This is a genomic window from Janthinobacterium svalbardense, assembly GCF_002327145.1.
In the GTDB taxonomy this organism is placed as follows: Bacteria; Pseudomonadota; Gammaproteobacteria; order Burkholderiales; family Burkholderiaceae_D; genus Janthinobacterium; species Janthinobacterium tructae.
Genome location: NZ_CP023422.1, coordinates 1,827,799 through 1,846,673 on the forward strand (window position 1 = coordinate 1,827,799; position 18,875 = coordinate 1,846,673).

The following is an 18,875-nucleotide window of genomic DNA, read 5'->3' on the forward strand; positions in this document are numbered from 1 at the left end:
GTTGCAGCCCGGCGATTCAATGCGGGGCGGGTTGCTATGGGCCATAGCGACTTTTGCCTTTCCCCGTTCCGCGCGCGCGCGGCCTACGCTGGCGGCATGTTAGACATTGACCAAAAAAGCGAACAAAGCCCCGACGAGAAAATCGCCGAATTGGCCGTGCCGGAATCCGAGCCGCGCCGCGTGGCGCGCGGCCTGTACTGGAAGGGCTGGCGCATTTCGTCCATTGCCCGCCACCTGGGGATCAAGCGCAGCACCATCAACAGCTGGAAAGCGCGCGACGAGTGGGATAAGGCGCAGGGCATCGAGCACGTGGAAAACGCGGTCGAACTGCGCATCATCAAGTTGGTCGAAAAAGAGGTCAAAAGCGGCAGCGACTTCAAGGAAATTGACTTGCTGGCCCGCGCCATCGTGCAGATGGCGCGCGTGCGCCGCTACGAGCAGCCGGGCGGCAACGAGGTCGATCTCAATCCCAAGCTGGCGAACCGCAATGCAGGTCCGAAGAAGAAGCCGACGCGCAACGACTTCAGCGACGAACAGCGTATTCAGCTGCTCGACGCCTTCCAGGATTCGCTGTTCGACTATCAAAAGGTCTGGTATCGCAATGGCGACCAGCGCACGCGCGCCATCCTCAAGAGCCGGCAGATTGGCGCCACGTGGTACTTCGCGCGCGAGGCGCTGGCCGATGCCATGGCCACGGGCCGCAATCAAATTTTCCTGTCTGCCTCAAAAAGCCAGGCCCACGTCTTCAAGCAATACATCGTGCAATTCGCACGCGAGGCGGCCGGCATTGACCTGACGGGCGATCCCATTGTGCTGCCGAACGGCGCGCACCTGTATTTCCTCGGGACGAATGCGCGCACGGCGCAGGGTTATCACGGCAATTTTTATTTCGATGAATTCTTTTGGACGCAGAATTTCCAGGAGTTGAACAAGGTGGCCTCGGGCATGGCCATCCACAAGAAATGGCGCAAGACGTATTTCTCGACGCCATCCTCGACCACGCACCAGGCCTATCCGTTCTGGACGGGCGAGCTGTTCAACAAGCGCCGCGCCAAGGCCGAGCAATTCAACATCGACGTGAGCCACCAGCGCCTGGCGTCCGGCTTTACGGGTGAAGACAAGATCTGGCGTCAGATTGTCACGATTCTCGACGCCGAGCGCGGCGGCTGCAACCTGTTCGACATCGATGAGCTGCGCAACTTCGAATACAGCCCCGACCAGTTCGAAAACCTGTTGATGTGCAATTTCATCGACGATTCGGACAGCGTCTTTCCCTTGAACGAGCTGCAGCGCTGCATGGTCGATTCCTGGGTGGAATGGGACGACTACAAGCCGCTGCTGGGCCTGCGTCCGTTCGGCAACCGCGCCGTGTGGATCGGCTATGACCCGGCCTTGAACGGCGACAGTGCCGGCTGCGTGGTGCTGGCGCCGCCGATGACGGCCGGCGGCAAGTTCCGCGTGCTGGAACGCCACCAGTGGCGCGGGCAGAGCTTTGAAGACCACGCTGAAGCCATCCGCCAGATGACCCAGCGCTACAACGTCGAATACATCGGCATCGATACCACGGGCATGGGCATCGGCGTGCTGCCGATTGTGAAGGGCTTCTTCCCAGCCGTCACGGCCCTGAACTACTCGCCGGAAGTCAAGACGCGCATGGTCTTGAAGGCCAAAAACATCATCAGCAAGGGCCGGCTGGAATTTGACGCTGGCTGGATCGACATCGCGCAATCGTTCATGGCGATCCGCAAGACCCTCACGCCCAGCGGGCGGCACGTCACCTATGTGGCCGGGCGCAGTGACGAGACAGGCCACGCCGATCTGGCGTGGGCCTGCATGCACGCGCTCGACCACGAACCCTTCGAAGGCAGTACCGACAACAACCAATCCATCATGGAGATTTATTCTTGAGCAACAAACGACATCAGCGTGCCCGCGCGCGCTCCGCACCTGGCGCAGACACGGCCACAGCCCCGGCACCGGACGCCGCCGGCATCCAGGCGTTTTCCTTCGGCGACCCCACGCCCGTGCTCGAGCACGGCGACATTCTCGACTGCTTCGAGTGCTGGAAGAATGGCGAGTGGTACGAGCCGCCCATCAACCTGGCCGGCCTGGCCAAGTCGTTCAATGCCGGCGTGCACCACTCCAGCGCGATCCACTTCAAGGCCAACGTGCTGGCGTCGACACTGATGCCCAGCAAGTATTTGTCGCGCGACGCCTTCAAACGCCTGGCGCTCGACTTCCTGACCTTCGGCAATTGCTACCTGGAAGACCGGCCCAGCCGCAGCGGGCGCCCGTTGACGTTCGCGCACGCGCTGGCCAAGTACATGCGGCGCGGTATTGACTGGGACACGTATTTCTTCGTGACCAATCACGGCACGGCGCACCAGTTTGAAAAGGGCCGCGTGTTCCACCTGATGGAACCGGACGTCAACCAGGAGCTGTATGGCGTGCCGCAATACCTGAGCGCGTTGCAATCGGCCTGGCTCAACGAGGCGGCCACCTTGTTCCGCCGCAAGTACTACAAGAACGGCTCGCATGCCGGTTTCGTGTTCTACATGACGGACGCGGCCGCCAACACCCAGGACGTGGACAACCTGCGCCAGGCTATGCGCGACAGCAAGGGGCCGGGCAATTTCCGCAACCTGTTCATGTACGCGCCGAACGGCAAGAAGGACGGCATCCAGATTCTGCCCGTCTCCGACGTGGCCGCCAAGGACGAGTTTTTCAACATCAAGAGCGTGACCCGCGACGACCAGCTGGCCGCGCACCGCGTGCCGCCCCAGCTCATGGGCATCCTGCCGAACAATGCCGGCGGCTTCGGCGCCGTCGAGCCAGCGGCGCGCGTCTTCGCCCGCAACGAGCTGGTGCCGCTGCAGTCGCAGTTCATGGCGATCAACGAATGGGCCGGCGTGGAAGTGGTGCGCTTCGCCCCGTATGAGTTGGCTGCAGGGGAGGGCGCGGCATGAGCGATCATATCGACAACACCGATACGATCATCTTCGCCGAGGTAGCGCGCGGCCTGGCCGCAGTCCGCGGACGGCCCGCCCTGGTGGCGCACGGCGCCTGCCACTACTGCGACGAGGCGCTGGCGCCTGGCCTGCCGTTCTGCAACGTTGATTGCCGCGACGACTACGAGAAGGAGCAGGCGGCGAAGGCCCGTGCCGGTCGCTCAGGATAGCCGCAACGCCGCGATAGCCGGCAGGGCAGGGCCGCGATAGCCAAGCCGCGCCAGAGCGCCCCAGCTACCCCACAGGCCGCCCATGAGGCGGCTTTTTCACGTCCCGACGAATGATATTGCCATGAGAGCAAGAAAAAGCCCCGTTTCGGCCCGGCGCGCGCAGTTGTCCCCCTCCACACCTGCCCGCTAGTTAGGGGTCTTTTGACTCAAATTTGCGCCAAGGCCGAAGGCGCATGAGGACTGGCGCGGCGGGGCGAAGAGGGGGCGCGCGATTTGACGCATTTTGACGCACTTTGAGCGGCTTTTAGTACTGCCGGTGTTGCGACGTGGGAACGATATTGTTTTCGCGCTGTGCCGCGACCTGGCGCGGTTCTGCGCCATGTACTGGTGTCCTTTTCTGGGCATCATTCATCTTCACGCTCTTGCATCATTGCTGGGTATTGCGACCTCAAGAACTCTTGATATACTGTATGTATGTACAGTATTTTACTTGGGTGTCACAATGATTGTTAAAATGTTAAAGATGCGCCTTGCTGGCGTGGAGGTGCCCAAGCGACGGCTGCATGATCGCTACAACTCAGCACGGCCCGGAACGTTGGAAGTCGTTGAAACGACAGATCAGGGCTTGCACCGTCTGGTAAGGCTGGCCCGCTTCACTTATGGAGAGAGCGGCAAATACGTTGACACACTGTTCGATGTGAATTTGCTCTGGTATCGGGATGGGCGCATGGTGTTGTCAGGGTTTGAGCGCAGCAAAGTGGATATGCAATTTTGCGACTATGCGCAGTCCTGGCTGTGTTTTGTCGGGACGGAGCCGCCGCCAATGCCAGAAGGCAGGTAGAATAAATGGCATGTGCGCCGACTATACCCCCAGCCGTAGCGATCAAATCGAACAGCATTTCGCTGTTCGCTCTCCTCAATTTGACCTGCCGCCGGAAGCCTGGCCAGGCTACATGGCGCCGATCATTCGCGCCTCGCATGACGTGCCCGGTGAGCTGGAAGTTGCGCCGGCATGTTTCGGGATGGTTCCGCATTGGGCCGATATGAAGCTGGCGCGCCAGACTTACAACGCCCGCACCGAAACCGTGGCGCAGAAGCCATCCTTCCGCAATGCCTGGAAGCGCAAACAGTTCTGCATTATCCCCGCCGGTAACTTCTTCGAACCCTGCTACGAAACAGGGAAGCCGATCCGCTGGCGCATCGAGCGCGCCGATGGAATGCCGGCCGCCATCGCCGGGATATGGGAATTCCGGCCGCAAGATTTGCTGCTGTCGTTCTCGATGCTGACGATCAACGCCGATGGCCACCCGCTGATGCAACGTTTCCACAAGCCAGATGATGAAAAACGGATGGTGATGATCCTCGACCCGGACCAGTATCACGGCTGGCTCAATGGTTCCCTTGTGGGCGAAGAGGATTTGTTCCAGCAGTATCCAGCGGAACGTCTGATGGCCGTAGCTGATCCGCTTCCTCCGCGTGTGAAAAAATGAACACGGGCTTGGATGGTTGCGAGTAAGGGGGCGGTCTGACAATCAGGCAAAAGCTTAACGGGGGGCGAACTTCACGGCCCCAGTTCTATGAAACCTGAGGTTGTGCCGAAATGTCAGGCCTGACCCCGATCCGTTGCTCTTGGGCGCTTGTTCAATTCTTCCGGCGCCAGGTCGCTACGACCGTTATACTGAAACTCCTGTCGATGCCACTAATTTTAAGGACGCAATATGCCAGAATTAGATTTCATGACCAGAAGTGATATCGAATCTGCGATTCGAAGGATTGATGAGCTGTTCGCCTGTCAAATATTTACTCAGGCAAACTCAAGGCATGTCCTCTTTCGGGCGGCCTTCATTGAGTTACTCATAGCACTTCGAGACTTGATGTACAAAACAGAAGCATTCTCTTCAAGAATCAATTTTGACGACGATGTCAAAAAGTTGGCCAGAGTGAACGACGTATCCGACCTCATCAAGTACGTGCGCGATGCACTGTGTCATCCAGACTCCGAGAACCATTACATTGAGGCGGGAATGAAGGCGACGTTTAACGTCGCTTTTGGGCGATGCAATCTACTGAGTATTGGCGATTTTGTGCAGGCTTCGCTCTATGAGGACGACATCTGCTTTTTTTTCGGCTCTCACGGCATTTACCTTCAGCGCCATGTCGTACGGGCATTTAATGAGGCCAAAGCAAAACTCCAGCCTCTTCTAGCGGTGCCACTATGAAAGTTCGGTGTCCAGGCAGCGCTAATCAGGCCTATAGTGTGGCGGCATAAAAAAGGCTGTCATTTTGTTGTCATTCCTAGGCTAAAACAGCCCAAAAACAACCCAAATAATGACAGCCTTCTTCTTGCTAACTACTTGATTCTAAAGAATTCAGTGGTGGAGACGGCGGGAATCGAACCCGCGTCCGCAAGCACTCTACAGACAGTTCTACATACTTAGCACTATCATTTAATTTAACTCAGCCAGCACGGATGTGCACGTTATGGGCAAGCGAGTTACCTATTATTTAGTCGGACGCTAAGTAACCCAGCATCAGACGAGTCCCTGTAAATGACTCTAGAGCTTTTGACGGCCCACCCCAGGGACGAGGTGTTCTAGAGCTAACAGCAATTAAGCTGCCAGTGCGTACGAGTTATCGTTTGCAGTTAAGTTTTTTCAGGTTGTATTTACGAGGTAGCCCGCCCTCGGTATGCCCTGCGCTGCTTTGCAACCCACGTCGAAACCAGGTCGTCCCCACAGAACCTTCATTGTAGCGCAATCTTCACACTCTTGCATGATGCATTCGTTTGTTGGCGCGCCAGATCAAGTGGAGGCCGATTTATGCGGCCAGCTGCCGCGCCTGCGCCGCCTTCACCACGCCAGTCACCAGCTCGAGCAGGGCCTGCGGCGTGTCCAGCAGGTGGTCGGCCTTCCAGTGCTGCGGCTCGACGGGGCCGCAGTAGCCCCAGGCGCAGGCGACCGTGCGCATGCCGGCGGCGCGGCCGGCCTGGATGTCGCGCAGGTCGTCGCCCACATACCAGCAGTCTTGCGGTGCCAGTTCCAGTCGGCGCGCCGCTTCCAGCAGGGGGGCGGGGTGCGGTTTCGGGTGCGCCATGGTGTCGCCCGAGATCACGCAGCCGGCGGCGCCCAGGCCGATCTGGCCCACCAGCGGGTCGGTGAAGCGGGCGGCCTTGTTGGTGACCACGCCCCAGGCCAGGCCCAAGGCTTGCAGGCCTTCCAGCATGGCGGAGATGCCGTCAAATAAACGGCTTTCCACGGCCAGAGCTGCTTCGTAATTGTTCAGGAAGCCGTCTTTCAGGGCTTCGTAGCCGCTTTCGCCAGGTTGCACGCCATACGACGCGCCTATCATGCCGCGCGCGCCGGCCGAGGCGGTGGGGCGCAGGATGTCATACGGGGTCGGCGCCAGGCCGGCGCGCGCGCGCAGCAGATTGATGGCCGCCGCCAGGTCGGGTGCGGTGTCGGCCAGGGTGCCGTCGAGGTCGAACAGGATGGCGCGCGGGGCTGGCAGATGGTCTGTGGTCATGGCGGGCAAAAGGTGTCAAGTAAGAATGAAAAATGGCGGCCGCAGCCGCCTTGTATTGTGCGTGATGGTTACAGCGGCCGGGTGCAAGCCACCAGATAATTGACGCTGGTATCGCTATTAAGTGAGTAAATCTTGGTCAGCGGATTGTAGCCCATGCCGCGCATGCTGTTGACGTCCAGGCCGGCGCTGCGCGCGTATTGCGACAGTTCGGACGGGGTGATGAATTTGTCATAGTCGTGCGTGCCTTTCGGCAGCAGGCGCAGGATGTATTCGGCGCCCAGGATGGCGAACAGGTACGCTTTCGGGTTGCGGTTCAGGGTCGACAGGAAGATGTGGCCGCCCGGCTTGACCAGGGTGGCGCAGGCCTTGACGATGGCGGCGGGGTCCGGCACGTGCTCGAGCATTTCCATGCAGGTCACGACGTCGTACTGGCCCGGCTCTTCCTCGGCCATGGCCTCGGCGGCGATCAGCTTGTAGCGTACTTTGGCACCCGATTCCAGGCTGTGCAGGTCGGCCACTTTCAGGGCCTTGTCGGACAGGTCGATGCCTGTCACGTCGGCGCCCTTGCGGGCCATCGATTCGGCCAGGATGCCGCCGCCGCAGCCGATGTCGATCACGCGCTTGCCGGCCAGCGGCACTTTCGCGTTGATCCATTCCAGGCGCAGGGGGTTAATTTCGTGCAAGGGACGAAACTCGGAAGTGGGGTCCCACCAGCGGTGGGCCAGCTCACTGAATTTTTGGATTTCGAGAGGGTCGGCGTTCATAGGTCGAATAATAGCGGCAATTTTACAATCGGGCAGCCACGGACGAAAAAAAACCCCGCCTTGGCGGGGTTTTTCATGCTGTCCTTGACTTGCGCGATGACTTGCGGCAAGTCCAGGGGCTCAGCTATTACTTGTTGCGGGTACCAACAACTTCGATTTCCACGCGACGGTTTTTCGCACGGCCTTCGGCAGTTTTGTTATCAGCAACAGGTTGTTTCTCGCCTTTGCCTTCGGTGTACACGCGGTTGCTTTCAACGCCTTTGGTGACCAGGTAGGCTTTGACAGCATCAGCACGACGTACCGACAGTTTTTGGTTGTAAGCATCGGTGCCGACGGAGTCGGTGTGACCCACAGCGATGATGACTTCCAGGTTGATGCCGCCCAGTTGTGCGGACAGCTCGTCGAGCTTGGCTTTGCCTTCTGGCTTCAGCGTAGCTTTGTCGAAATCGAAGAATGCATCAGCAGCGAAGCTGACTTTTTCCGAGGTAGGAGCAACAACGACTGGTACTGGTACGACAACGGCTGGTGCCGGTGCTGGTACGACTGGCGCTGGTGGCGCCACGCATTTGCCGTCTTGCAGGGTTTCTGGCTCTACGCACAGTGGCACGTCGCAACCTGGCACCGCGTCAGCAGGTGTCCAGTAGCCGGTGCGCCAGCACAGACCGAATGGATCGCGCACGATCACGCCGCGGGCATCTTGCACGTAAGCGCTTTTTGGGCTTGGTGCTTTGATGTCAGTGGTAACTGGCGCGAATGGTGGGGAGGTTGGGGTTTGGGCCGAAGCCGAGCCAGCAATCACTGCGGATGCAGCGAAAAACAGCGTTACAAATTTATTCATTCTTTTTTCCTTTCGGGGGGTGATATCCGCAGAACAACACTGCGCTACTGGTGCTACGTGCCAAGATTTTATCATGTAGACCATATGCGCTCGTTTCAGATTGCGAAACTAGCAATTAACTTCCCAGTCATTTTGCCACACGCATCAGGGGCACACGACCGTGGTTAAATCAAAGCTTGCCCGATTTTAGACCGCGCGTTGTTTTTGCGCAACGAAAATGCCTGTTTGTAACGCATCTGTAACAATTGATCGCTTTTTTTGCCACTTTGAAGGGCAGGCGTCTTGAACTGGTATTGCCATTGTGCATTATCGGCAGGCCGGCGTGCACGGCCTTGGTGCAATCTGACAATATTGTCGGCATGGCCAATTTGTACAGGTAGCTGGGCGCGCATGCTAAAATCGTGCGCTTGACTGTCAAGCGTGTCGAGTAATTGCCCACGACGACAGCCACCCAGGATATGCAGTATCGCGTCATACATTGCGTAACAGATAAGTTAACCACAGCCTGAGATCAGTCGAACCGCCAATGGATCAATTCGCAAAAGAAACAATTCCTATTTCCCTCGAAGAAGAGATGCGCAAGAGCTACCTAGATTACGCCATGAGCGTGATCGTCGGTCGCGCCTTGCCCGATGCGCGCGATGGCTTGAAGCCAGTGCACCGCCGCGTCTTGTTCGCGATGCATGAAATGAATAACGTGTGGAACCGCCCTTACGTCAAGTGCGCCCGCGTGGTCGGCGAAACCATGGGTAAATACCATCCCCACGGCGATGCCTCTATCTACGACACACTGGTGCGCATGGCGCAAGATTTTTCGTTGCGCTACATGCTCGTCGATGGCCAGGGTAACTTCGGTTCCGTCGACGGCGATGGCGCCGCAGCGATGCGTTACACCGAGTGCCGCCTGGACAAGATCGCCGGCGAACTGCTGGCCGATATCGACAAGGATACCGTCGACTTCCAGCCCAACTACGATGGCAAGGAAAAGGAACCGACGGTCTTGCCGACGCGTATCCCGAACCTGCTGATCAATGGCTCGTCCGGTATCGCCGTCGGCATGGCGACGAACATTCCGCCACACAACATCACCGAAGTCATCGACGGCGCGCTGTACGTGCTGCGCAACCCGGAATGCACGATCGATGAATTGATCGAGATCATTCCCGCCCCCGATTTCCCTACCGCCGGCATCATCTATGGCGTGTCGGGCGTGCGCGACGGCTACCGCACGGGCCGCGGCCGCGTCGTCATGCGCGCCAAGACCCACTTCGAAGAATACGGCAAGGATGGCGGCCGCATCGCCATCATCGTCGACGAGCTGCCATTCCAGGTCAACAAGAAATCCTTGCTGGAACGCATCGCCGAAAACGTGCGCGACAAGAAGCTCGACGGCATTTCCGACATCCGCGACGAATCCGACAAGTCGGGCATGCGCGTGGTGATCGAGCTGAAACGGGGCGAAGTGCCGGAAGTGGTGCTGAACAACCTCTACAAGCAGACCCAGTTGCAAGACACCTTCGGCATGAACATGGTGGCCCTGGTCGATGGCCAGCCGAAGCTGCTGAACCTCAAGCAGATGCTGCAATGCTTCCTGTCGCACCGCCGCGAAGTGGTCACGCGCCGCACCGTGTTCGAACTGCGCAAGGCGCGCGAACGGGGCCACGTGCTCGAAGGCCTGGCTGTCGCACTGGCCAACATCGATGACTTCATCGCCATCATCAAGGCCGCGCCGACGCCGCCGATCGCCAAGGTCGAGCTGATGGCCAAGGCCTGGGATTCGTCCGTCGTGCGCGAAATGCTGGCCCGTACGGGCGACGGCACGACGCCAGGCGGCATCGATGCCTACCGTCCGGAAAACCTGCCGAAGCACTACGGCATGCAGACGGATGGCCTGTACAAGCTGTCGGACGACCAGGCGCAGGAAATTTTGCAGATGCGCCTGCAGCGCCTGACTGGCCTGGAGCAGGACAAGATCGTCAACGAGTACAAGGACGTGATGGAACATATCGCCGACTTGCTCGACATCCTGGCCAAGCCGGAACGCGTCACCGTCATCATCACCGATGAAATGACGGCGGCGAAAAACGAATACGGCGTCGGCAACAAGGACGTGCGCCGCTCGCAGATCGAGCTCAATGCGACCGACCTGGAAACGGAAGACCTGATCACGCCGCAAGACATGGTCGTGACCCTGTCGCACACCGGTTACATGAAGGCGCAGCCGATTTCCGAGTACCGCGCGCAGAAGCGCGGCGGACGCGGCAAGCAAGCCATGGCGACCAAAGAGGAAGACTGGATCGACCAGCTGTTCATCGCCAACACGCACGACTACATCCTGTGCTTCTCGGATCGTGGCCGCATGTACTGGCTGAAGGTATGGGAAGTGCCGCAAGGCTCGCGCAATTCGCGTGGCAAGCCGATCGTCAACATGTTCCCGCTGCAGGACAACGAAAAGATCACCGTGATCCTGCCGCTGTCGGGCGAGAACCGCACGTTCCCGGAAGATCATTACGTGTTCATGTCGACCAGCCTGGGTACCGTGAAAAAGACGCCGCTGAAGGATTTCAGCAATCCACGCAAGGCCGGCATCATCGCGGTCGACCTGGACGACGGCGACTTCCTGATCGGCGCGGCGCTGACCGATGGCCAGCACGACGTGATGCTGTTCTCCGATTCGGGCAAGGCAGTGCGCTTCGACGAAAACGATGTGCGTCCGATGGGCCGCACGGCGCGCGGCGTGCGCGGCATGAACCTGGAAGAAGGCCAGCACGTGATCGCCCTGCTGGTGGCCGAGAACGAGCAGCAGTCGGTGCTGACGGCAACCGAAAACGGTTACGGCAAGCGTACGCCGATCACCGAGTACACGCGCCATGGCCGTGGCACGAAAGGCATGATCGCCATCCAGACCAGCGAGCGCAACGGTAAAGTGGTTGCCGCGACCCTGGTCGATGCCAGCGATGAAATCATGCTGATCACCACCGGCGGCGTCTTGATCCGCACCCGCGTGTCGGAAATCCGCGAAATGGGCCGCGCGACGCAAGGCGTGACCCTGATCGCCGTGGAAGACGGCACCAAGCTGTCCGGCCTGCAGCGCGTGGTGGAAACGGATATCGACGAAGTCGAGCTGACGACGGAGGCGGGCCTGGAGGCCGCAGCCGCGCCGGCAGCGGCTGAACCAGCCGATCCCGTTGATCCTGTCGATCCGGCCCAGCCGGAGTAAGATAATTGGGGCTCTTTCGGGAGCCCCAATTGCTGTTGGCGCGCCACTCGCGGCGCCAACCTGCGTGTCCAAGGTTATTTCCCCGCTTTTATAAAGTCCCGCATGCCATGAGAAAAATCGTCGCCACCTTCTTCGCCGCGTTTTCGCTGGCCTTCCTTGCGACCCTGCCGGCCCTGGCTCAGAGCACGCAAGCCACGCCCGCGCGCCAGGTCGCGCCCAGCCCCGCCATGAAAGTGGCCGTGCGGCGCATGCTCGACGCGATGCAGTTCCCGCAGCTGACGCGCAGCATCTTCGACCAGATGCTGCAATCGGTGCCCGCCATGATCCGCCAGTCGGCGCAGCAGCAAATCAACAGCAACCCGAAGCTGGACGAGCAGCGCAAGGCGCGCGCGCTGGCCAGCGCCGAGGAAGAAATCCCCGTCGCCATCGCCACCCTGACGCAGGTGCTGGCCGACCCGACCCTGATCGACGAGCTGAGCGCCGAAATGGTGCCCCTGTACGCGCGCTTTTACACGGTGCCGGAAGTCGATCAGCTGACGGCCTTCTACAAGACGCCGCTGGGACGCAAAATGCTGGCCACCATGCCGCAGCTGTCGGCCGAATCGATGGCCATCAGCCAGCGCGTGCTGATTCCGCGCGTGAATGCCGTGCTCGAACAAGTCATGCGGGCGGCCACGCAGCCGCCCCAATAATTTCATTTTACTAAGGACCGTATCGTGACCCATATCTACAATTTTTCAGCCGGCCCCGCCGTCCTGCCCAAGGAAGTGCTGGCGCAAGCGGCCGCGGAAATGCAGGACTGGCATGGCAGCGGCATGTCGGTGATGGAAATGAGCCACCGTGGTCCCGAATTCATCTCCATCTACAAGCAGGCAGTAGCCGATCTGCGCGAACTGCTGGCCGTGCCCGACAACTACAAGATCCTGTTCCTGCAGGGCGGTGGCCTGGGCGAGAACGCCATCATCCCCATGAATCTGGTGGGCCTGGCCGCGCAGCAGCCGGCCATCGTCGACTTCGTGCATACGGGCTCGTGGTCGGGCAAGTCGATCCAGGAAGCGGCAAAATATGCCAACGTCAACGTGGCCGCGTCGTCCAAGGCCACGCGTTTCACGGGCGTGCCGCCGGTGGGTGAGTGGAAGCTGACGCCAGGCGCCGCCTACCTGCATATCTGCACCAATGAAACCATCGACGGCGTGGAGTTCCAGCAGGCGCCGGGCGTGCCGGCAGGCACCACCATCGTGGCCGACATGTCCTCGCACATTTTGTCGCGCGTGATCGACGTGTCGCAATACGGCGTCATCTTTGGCGGCGCGCAAAAGAATATCGGCCCGGCCGGCCTGACCCTGGTCATCGTGCGCGAAGACTTGCTGGGCAAGGCGCTGCCGATCTGTCCGTCGGCCTTCGACTGGACCATCGTGGCCGAACATGAGTCGATGTACAACACGCCGCCCACCTACGGCATCTATATTGCCGGCCTGGTTTTCCAGTGGCTCAAACGCCAAGGTGGCGTGGCTGCCATGGAACAGCGTAATATTGAGAAAGCGGCGCTGCTGTACGCGGCGCTCGATGCGGACGACTTCTACCAGAACCGGGTCGATCCTGCATACCGCTCGCGCATGACCATCCCGTTCTATCTGCGCGATGAAAGTCTGAACGACGCATTCCTGGCCGGCGCCAAGCAGCGCGGCCTGCTGCAACTGAAGGGCCACAAGTCCGTCGGCGGCATGCGTGCATCGATCTATAACGCGATGCCGATCGAGGGCGTGCAAGCCCTGGTGACATATCTGAACGAGTTTGCCGGACGCTAGAATGCCTGCCAAAAAGTCCAGGGCGTTGTTGCATTGCCTTGTCGTACATTCGTACTGTCAGCGGCAACGCGCCTAGCCCTGATCATTTTGTCCGGCATTCTCATGAATAAGCGCGCCGGCCCGCCGCCGGCGCAGGCCGCGCGGCCATGATTGAAGTACAGCTGACGAAACAAACCACCATGACCGATAAATTGAAACCGCTGCGCGAACAGATCGATGCGATCGACGCGCAAATCCTCGAACTGCTGAACCGCCGCGCGCAAATCGCCCAGCAAGTGGGCCACGTGAAGGCCGAGACGCAGGCCCCCGTGTTCCGTCCCGAGCGCGAAGCGCAAGTGCTGCGCGGCGTGGCCGAGCGCAATCCCGGCCCCATGGGCGACCGCGAAGTGCAGACCATCTTCCGTGAAATCATGTCGTCCTGCCGCTCGCTGGAAAAGCGCGTCACCGTGGCCTATCTTGGCCCGGCCGGCACCTTCAGCGAACAGGCCGTGTACCAGCAGTTCGGCAGCGCCGTCGAAGGCTTGCCGTGCGCGTCCATCGATGAAGTGTTCCGCTCCGCCGAGGCGGGAACGGCCGACTTTGGCGTGGTGCCGATCGAGAATTCATCGGAAGGCGCCGTCAACCGCACGCTGGACATGATGCTGCAGACTAGCCTCATCATCAGCGGTGAAGTCGCCATTGCCGTGCACCACAGCCTGATGACGAAGAGCGGCAACATGGATGGCGTCACCTCCATCTGCGCCCATTCGCAGGCGCTGGCGCAGTGCCAGGTGTGGCTGAACCAGAATTACCCGCACATCGCGCGCCATGCCGTGGCCTCGAATGCCGAAGCGGCGCGCATGGCCGGGGAAGATGGCACGGTGGCAGCGATTGCCAGCGAACTGGCGGGCGCGCAGTACAAGCTGGGCGTGGTCAAGGGCCATATCCAGGACGATCCGCACAACCGCACGCGCTTTGCCGTCGTGGGCACCTTGCAGACGTCGCCGTCGGGCAAGGACCAGACCTCGCTGGTGCTGGCCGTGCCGAACAAGGCTGGCGCCGTGTACCAATTGCTCGCGCCCCTGGCGAAACACGGCGTATCGATGACGCGCTTCGAGTCGCGCCCGGCGCGCATGGGCAGCTGGGAGTATTATTTCTATGTCGATGTGGAAGGCCATGTGCACGATGCTGCCGTCGCCCAGGCGCTGGCCGAGCTGCAGAGCAATGCGGCGTTTTTCAAGGTGCTGGGGTCGTATCCGGTCAGCTTGTAACCCGGTAAGGACCGGGGTCGGACCCTCAGGGTCCGACCCCGGTCCTTGCTTTGGGGTTTCACCAATCATTCACCAACTTTTAAAGAACACCATGTCTAAAAATATCGGTCCAGAATACGTCCGCGCCATCGCCCCTTACCAGAGCGGCAAACCGATCGCGGAAGTCGCGCGTGAATTCGGCCTCGACGAGGCAGCCATCGTCAAGCTGGCATCGAATGAAAACCCGTACGGCATGCCGGAATCGGCCAAGCAGGCGATGATCGCCGCCATCGGTGACCTGGGCCGCTACCCGGACGCCAACGGCTTCGACTTGAAAGCCGTGCTGTCGAAGCGCTATGACGTGCCGGCCGACCGGATCACCCTGGGCAATGGCAGCAACGACATCCTGGAAATCGCCGCGCACGCGTTTGTCGAGCATGGCCAATCCGTGGTGTACTCGCAGTATTCGTTTGCTGTGTACGCGCTGGCCACGCAAGGCCTGGGTGCGCGCCACATCGTCGTGCCGGCGCAAGCCTACGGCCATGACCTCGATGCCATGGCGGCGGCGATTGCCGACGATACGCGCCTGGTCTTCATCGCCAACCCGAACAACCCGACCGGCACCTTCCTGTCGGCCGCGCAGCTCGAAGCGTTCCTGCAAAAAGTGCCGCAGCACGTGGTGGTGGTGCTGGATGAAGCCTACAACGAATTCCTCTCGGCCGACGAGCAGTACGAATCGACGGCGTGGGTGCGCCAGTATCCGAACCTGGTGGTCTCGCGCACCCTGTCGAAGGCCTACGGCCTGGCCGGCCTGCGCATCGGCTTCGCCATTGCCCAGCCGGTGCTGACGGACCTGATGAATCGCATCCGCCAGCCGTTCAATGTCAACTCGCTGGCGCAGGCGGCCGCGATTGCCGCCCTGAACGACAAGGCCTTCCTCGAGCAAAGCGCGCGCAACAACGCGGCCGGCTACCAGCAGTTCATCGAGGCATTCACGCAACTGGGCCTGGAATTCGTGCCGTCGCACGGCAATTTCGTGCTGGTGAAGGTGGGCGACGATGACGAAGCGGGCGCGCGCGTGAACCTGGCGCTGCTCCAGCAGGGCGTGATCGTGCGTCCCGTCGGCAGCTACGGCTTGCCGCAATGGCTGCGCATTTCCATCGGCCTGCCGCAGGAAAACGCCATCTTCATCGCCGCGCTGACGAAAGCGCTGGCCTGACGATATGACGACGCCTGCACTGAAAAAGGTTGTCAATAAGGTCGTCATCTTCGGCGTAGGCCTGATCGGCGGCTCGTTCGCGCGCGCCTTGAAGCACGCGGGCGCGGTCGCCACGGTGGTCGGCATGGGCCGTTCATCGGCCTCGCTGGCGCGCGCCCTTGAGTTGGGCATCATCGACGAAATCGGCGGCGGCATGGCTGATGCCTTGCTTGGCGCCGACCTGGTGCTGGTCGCCGCGCCCGTGGCGCAGACGGGTGCTATTTTGGCGTCCATCGCGCCGCATCTGCAGCCCGGCACCATCGTCACCGACGCGGGCAGCACGAAAAGCGACGTGGTGGCGGCCGCGCGCGCGGCGCTCGGTGGCAAGATGGCGCAATTCGTGCCCGGCCACCCGATCGCGGGACGCGAGACGAATGGTCCCGATGCGGCCATCATCGATCTGTATCAAGGCAAGAAAGTGGTGCTCACGCCGCTGGCGGAAAATTGCGCCGCCGACGTGGAACGGGTGGCAGCCGCGTGGCGCGCCTGCGGTGCCATCCTGCACACTTTGAGTCCCGAAGAACATGACAAGGTATTTGCCGCCGTCAGCCATCTGCCGCATTTGCTGGCCTTTGCGCTGGTCGACGACATCGCCAACAAACCGCACGCGGGCCTGCTGTTTCAATACGCGGCCAGCGGCTTTCGCGACTTTACGCGCATCGCCGGCTCATCGCCGGAAATGTGGCGCGACATCAGCCTGGCGAACCAGCCGGCGCTGCTGCACGAACTGGACGCCTACCTGGCGCATTTGACGACCTTGCGCGCCCACCTGGCCGCGAATGACGGCGCCGCCATCGAAGGCGTGTACGCGAACGCCCAGCACGCGCGGCAACAATGGATCGAGGCGATTGAAACGGCGGAAATACCTGCCGCGCCCACACGATAAATACTCAAGGATTCCAGCATGACCCAGACCAAGCACTACCCTCACCATATCGATTTGCAGCCGGTGATGCATGCCGAAGGCACGGTGCGTTTACCCGGCTCGAAAAGCATTTCCAACCGCGTGCTGCTGCTCGCCGCGCTGGCCAGGGGCACGACGAAAATCATCGACTTGCTCGCCTCCGACGACACCTTCGTCATGCTCACGGCGTTGACGTCGCTGGGTGTCAAATGGACGCAGGATGAATTGACGGGCGATCCGGCTACTGCCCACCAGGTGCACCACGTGGAAGGCTGCGGCGGCGTGTTCCCGCATCACGCGGCTGACCTGTTCATGGGCAACGCCGGCACGGCGATCCGCCCGCTGACGGCGGCGCTGGCCGTGATCGGCGGCGACTACACGCTGCACGGCGTGTCGCGCATGCACGAGCGCCCCATCGGCGACCTGGTCGACGCGCTGAACGCCGTCGGCACGCAGATCGAATACACAGGCGAGCAGGGTTTCCCGCCGCTGCGCATCCGCCGTGGCCACATTCACGCGCAGCGCATCGCCGTGCGCGGCAACGTGTCGAGCCAGTTCCTGACGGCCCTCTTGATGGTGGCGCCGCTGATGGCGCGCGACCATGCGGTGACCATCGATGTGACGGGCGAGTTGATCTCCAAGCCGTACATTGAAATTACCCTGAACCTGATGCGCCGTTTCGGCGTGACGGTCGAGCATGACGGCTGGCAGTCGTTCACCGTGCAGCCGGGCCAGCACTATCAAAGCCCGGGCACCATCCACGTGGAAGGCGATGCCTCGTCGGCGTCGTATTTCCTGGCGGCCGGCGCCATCGGCGGCGGTCCCGTGCGCGTGGAAGGCGTGGGGCGCGACAGCATCCAGGGCGACGTGCGCTTCGTCGAAGCCTTGCAGCAGATGGGCGCCACCATTACCATGGGCGAGAACTGGATCGAGGCCCGTTCGAACGGCGTCTTGAAAGCTGTCGACATGGATTTTAATCATATTCCCGACGCGGCCATGACGATCGCGGTGGCTGCCCTGTACGCGGACGGCACCAGCACCTTGCGCAATATCGCCAGCTGGAGGGTCAAGGAAACGGACCGCCTGGCCGCCATGGCGACGGAATTGCGCAAGCTGGGCGCGGAAGTGGAAGAGGGTGCGGACTACCTGCGCGTGACGCCACCAGCCGCAATCGCCGCAGCGACCATCGACACGTATGACGACCACCGCATGGCCATGTGCTTCTCGCTCGCTTCGCTCGATGGCGCCGCACGCCGCGGCAACGCCATGCGCATCAACGACCCGAAATGCGTGGCCAAGACCTTCCCCGAGTATTTCGCCGCGTTTGCGGGGATTGCCAAAGATACATTGATATAACCCAAGACAAGTGCCGGGGTCGGACCCTCAGGGTCCGACCCCAGTCTTCGCTCTGGGTCTCGTTTTTAAAGTGACAAAATAATGCTGACCTCCAACATCCCAGTCATCGCCATCGACGGCCCCACCGCTTCCGGCAAGGGTACGGTGGCGCACCGCGTGGCCGACAAGCTGGGTTTCCATTACCTGGACTCGGGCGCGCTGTACCGCCTGACGGCGCTGATGGCGCTGCGCCGCGGCACCGACTTGCGCGACGAGCACGCGCTGGCCAAGCTGGCCGAGCACTTGCCTTGCCATTTTGCGGGCGGCGAGATCCTGCTGGCGCAGGAAAACGTCACCGAGCAGATCCGTGCTGAAGAAGTGGGCAATACTGCGTCAAAAATTGCCGTTCTGCCAACCGTGCGCCATGCGCTGGTGGGCTTGCAGCTGGGTTTTCGCAAGACGCCGGGTCTGGTGGCCGACGGGCGCGACATGGGCACGGTGATCTTCCCGCATGCCCAATTGAAGGTGTTCCTCACCGCCAGCGTCGAGGCGCGCGCGCAACGGCGCTACAAGCAATTGATAGACAAGGGTTTTTCTGCTAAGATGGAAGACCTTCTGATGGATTTGCAGGCGCGGGACGAACGTGATACTCACCGTGCGATTGCGCCGCTGGTCCCTGCGGAAGGGGCGCATGTCCTCGATACGTCGGAAATGACGGCAGATGTTGCCGTTGAAACCGTGTTGAAATGGTATGCAGCTGCAGCAAAATAGCATGTTGTTGTGCTATGTGGTGCCCGTTGACGGCTCCTGGCCTGTCCG

General features: G+C 60.8%; 18 protein-coding genes and 1 other RNA gene. 14 read left to right on the plus strand and 5 right to left on the minus strand.

Features of this window, described 5'->3' with window-relative positions:
* The first annotated feature begins 96 nt into the window (after nucleotides 1–96).
* The 6 genes from CNX70_RS08090 (at nucleotide 97) to CNX70_RS08115 (ending at nucleotide 5,397) form a co-directional block, all read left to right on the plus strand.
* A complete protein-coding gene (locus CNX70_RS08090) occupies nucleotides 97–1,908 on the plus strand; it encodes a terminase ATPase subunit family protein (protein WP_096238331.1) in 1,812 nt (603 codons plus the stop codon).
* Nucleotides 1,905–2,966: a phage portal protein gene (locus CNX70_RS08095; protein ID WP_244199073.1), complete on the plus strand. Its 1,062-nt coding sequence runs from the start codon at nucleotides 1,905–1,907 to the stop codon at nucleotides 2,964–2,966. Before CNX70_RS08090 ends, CNX70_RS08095 begins: the two co-directional genes overlap by 4 nt.
* Nucleotides 2,963–3,178, plus strand: a complete 216-nt coding sequence (locus CNX70_RS08100) for a hypothetical protein (RefSeq protein WP_096234288.1) — start codon at nucleotides 2,963–2,965, stop codon at nucleotides 3,176–3,178. Before CNX70_RS08095 ends, CNX70_RS08100 begins: the two co-directional genes overlap by 4 nt.
* 283 nt (nucleotides 3,179–3,461) lie before the next feature.
* Entirely contained in the window at nucleotides 3,462–4,019 is a 558-nt protein-coding gene (locus tag CNX70_RS28090) for a hypothetical protein (RefSeq protein ID WP_157750950.1), read from the plus strand.
* A gap of 10 nt (nucleotides 4,020–4,029) precedes the next feature.
* Nucleotides 4,030–4,668 (plus strand): SOS response-associated peptidase, encoded by a 639-nt coding sequence (locus CNX70_RS08110; protein WP_096234290.1) that lies wholly within the window; start codon nucleotides 4,030–4,032, stop codon nucleotides 4,666–4,668.
* Nucleotides 4,669–4,896: 228 nt separating this feature from the next.
* Complete coding sequence (locus tag CNX70_RS08115; RefSeq protein ID WP_096234291.1) at nucleotides 4,897–5,397, plus strand: hypothetical protein; 501 nt, start codon at nucleotides 4,897–4,899, stop codon at nucleotides 5,395–5,397.
* Between the two features lie 154 nt (nucleotides 5,398–5,551).
* Here the strand turns inward: CNX70_RS08115 and ssrA are convergent.
* The 5 genes from ssrA to CNX70_RS28095 form a co-directional block, all read right to left on the minus strand.
* Nucleotides 5,552–5,912: a transfer-messenger RNA gene (gene ssrA, locus CNX70_RS08120) on the minus strand.
* 83 nt (nucleotides 5,913–5,995) lie between these two features.
* Nucleotides 5,996–6,700 (minus strand): HAD family hydrolase, encoded by a 705-nt coding sequence (locus CNX70_RS08125; protein WP_096238332.1) that lies wholly within the window; start codon nucleotides 6,698–6,700, stop codon nucleotides 5,996–5,998.
* 68 nt (nucleotides 6,701–6,768) lie between these two features.
* Nucleotides 6,769–7,464 carry a bifunctional 2-polyprenyl-6-hydroxyphenol methylase/3-demethylubiquinol 3-O-methyltransferase UbiG gene (gene ubiG / locus CNX70_RS08130; protein WP_096234292.1) on the minus strand — a complete coding sequence of 232 codons (696 nt, stop codon included), beginning with the start codon at nucleotides 7,462–7,464 and terminating at the stop codon, nucleotides 6,769–6,771.
* Between the two features lie 127 nt (nucleotides 7,465–7,591).
* Nucleotides 7,592–8,302, minus strand: a complete 711-nt coding sequence (gene ompA / locus CNX70_RS08135) for an outer membrane protein OmpA (RefSeq protein ID WP_096234293.1) — start codon at nucleotides 8,300–8,302, stop codon at nucleotides 7,592–7,594.
* Nucleotides 8,303–8,466: 164 nt separating this feature from the next.
* Nucleotides 8,467–8,694, minus strand: a complete 228-nt coding sequence (locus tag CNX70_RS28095; RefSeq protein WP_157750951.1) for a hypothetical protein — start codon at nucleotides 8,692–8,694, stop codon at nucleotides 8,467–8,469.
* Between the two features lie 134 nt (nucleotides 8,695–8,828).
* On the opposite strand from CNX70_RS28095, the gene gyrA reads away from it, so the two are divergent.
* From gyrA to cmk, 8 genes are all read left to right on the plus strand, one after another.
* Nucleotides 8,829–11,522 carry a DNA gyrase subunit A gene (gene gyrA, locus CNX70_RS08140; protein WP_096234294.1) on the plus strand — a complete coding sequence of 898 codons (2,694 nt, stop codon included), beginning with the start codon at nucleotides 8,829–8,831 and terminating at the stop codon, nucleotides 11,520–11,522.
* A 107-nt stretch (nucleotides 11,523–11,629) separates the two neighbouring features.
* Nucleotides 11,630–12,214 (plus strand): DUF2059 domain-containing protein, encoded by a 585-nt coding sequence (locus tag CNX70_RS08145; protein WP_096234295.1) that lies wholly within the window; start codon nucleotides 11,630–11,632, stop codon nucleotides 12,212–12,214.
* Between the two features lie 24 nt (nucleotides 12,215–12,238).
* Nucleotides 12,239–13,330, plus strand: a complete 1,092-nt coding sequence (gene serC / locus CNX70_RS08150; RefSeq protein ID WP_096234296.1) for a 3-phosphoserine/phosphohydroxythreonine transaminase — start codon at nucleotides 12,239–12,241, stop codon at nucleotides 13,328–13,330.
* A 179-nt stretch (nucleotides 13,331–13,509) separates the two neighbouring features.
* Nucleotides 13,510–14,580 (plus strand): prephenate dehydratase, encoded by a 1,071-nt coding sequence (gene pheA, locus CNX70_RS08155; RefSeq protein WP_096238333.1) that lies wholly within the window; start codon nucleotides 13,510–13,512, stop codon nucleotides 14,578–14,580.
* Between the two features lie 91 nt (nucleotides 14,581–14,671).
* Nucleotides 14,672–15,778, plus strand: a complete 1,107-nt coding sequence (gene hisC, locus CNX70_RS08160; protein WP_096234297.1) for a histidinol-phosphate transaminase — start codon at nucleotides 14,672–14,674, stop codon at nucleotides 15,776–15,778.
* Nucleotides 15,779–15,782: 4 nt separating this feature from the next.
* The gene (locus CNX70_RS08165) at nucleotides 15,783–16,703 is read left to right on the plus strand and encodes a prephenate dehydrogenase (RefSeq protein ID WP_096234298.1); all 921 of its coding nucleotides are present in this window, start codon (nucleotides 15,783–15,785) and stop codon (nucleotides 16,701–16,703) included.
* Between the two features lie 18 nt (nucleotides 16,704–16,721).
* Nucleotides 16,722–18,077, plus strand: coding sequence for a 3-phosphoshikimate 1-carboxyvinyltransferase (aroA, locus tag CNX70_RS08170; RefSeq protein WP_096234299.1), 1,356 nt, complete (start codon nucleotides 16,722–16,724; stop codon nucleotides 18,075–18,077).
* An 81-nt stretch (nucleotides 18,078–18,158) separates the two neighbouring features.
* Entirely contained in the window at nucleotides 18,159–18,827 is a 669-nt protein-coding gene (gene cmk, locus CNX70_RS08175; RefSeq protein WP_096234300.1) for a (d)CMP kinase, read from the plus strand.
* Nucleotides 18,828–18,875 lie beyond the last annotated feature (48 nt).

Coding starts and splice junctions, on each gene's coding strand:
- CNX70_RS08090 (WP_096238331.1), top strand. CDS start 97: ATGTTAGACATTGACCAAAAAAGCGAACAAAGCCCCGACGAGAAAATC.
- CNX70_RS08100 (WP_096234288.1), top strand. CDS start 2,963: ATGAGCGATCATATCGACAACACCGATACGATCATCTTCGCCGAGGTA.
- CNX70_RS08110 (WP_096234290.1), top strand. CDS start 4,030: ATGTGCGCCGACTATACCCCCAGCCGTAGCGATCAAATCGAACAGCAT.
- CNX70_RS08115 (WP_096234291.1), top strand. CDS start 4,897: ATGCCAGAATTAGATTTCATGACCAGAAGTGATATCGAATCTGCGATT.
- CNX70_RS08125 (WP_096238332.1), bottom strand. CDS start 6,700: ATGACCACAGACCATCTGCCAGCCCCGCGCGCCATCCTGTTCGACCTC.
- ubiG (WP_096234292.1), bottom strand. CDS start 7,464: ATGAACGCCGACCCTCTCGAAATCCAAAAATTCAGTGAGCTGGCCCAC.
- ompA (WP_096234293.1), bottom strand. CDS start 8,302: ATGAATAAATTTGTAACGCTGTTTTTCGCTGCATCCGCAGTGATTGCT.
- CNX70_RS28095 (WP_157750951.1), bottom strand. CDS start 8,694: ATGCGCGCCCAGCTACCTGTACAAATTGGCCATGCCGACAATATTGTC.
- gyrA (WP_096234294.1), top strand. CDS start 8,829: ATGGATCAATTCGCAAAAGAAACAATTCCTATTTCCCTCGAAGAAGAG.
- CNX70_RS08145 (WP_096234295.1), top strand. CDS start 11,630: ATGAGAAAAATCGTCGCCACCTTCTTCGCCGCGTTTTCGCTGGCCTTC.
- pheA (WP_096238333.1), top strand. CDS start 13,510: ATGACCGATAAATTGAAACCGCTGCGCGAACAGATCGATGCGATCGAC.
- hisC (WP_096234297.1), top strand. CDS start 14,672: ATGTCTAAAAATATCGGTCCAGAATACGTCCGCGCCATCGCCCCTTAC.
- CNX70_RS08165 (WP_096234298.1), top strand. CDS start 15,783: ATGACGACGCCTGCACTGAAAAAGGTTGTCAATAAGGTCGTCATCTTC.
- aroA (WP_096234299.1), top strand. CDS start 16,722: ATGACCCAGACCAAGCACTACCCTCACCATATCGATTTGCAGCCGGTG.
- cmk (WP_096234300.1), top strand. CDS start 18,159: ATGCTGACCTCCAACATCCCAGTCATCGCCATCGACGGCCCCACCGCT.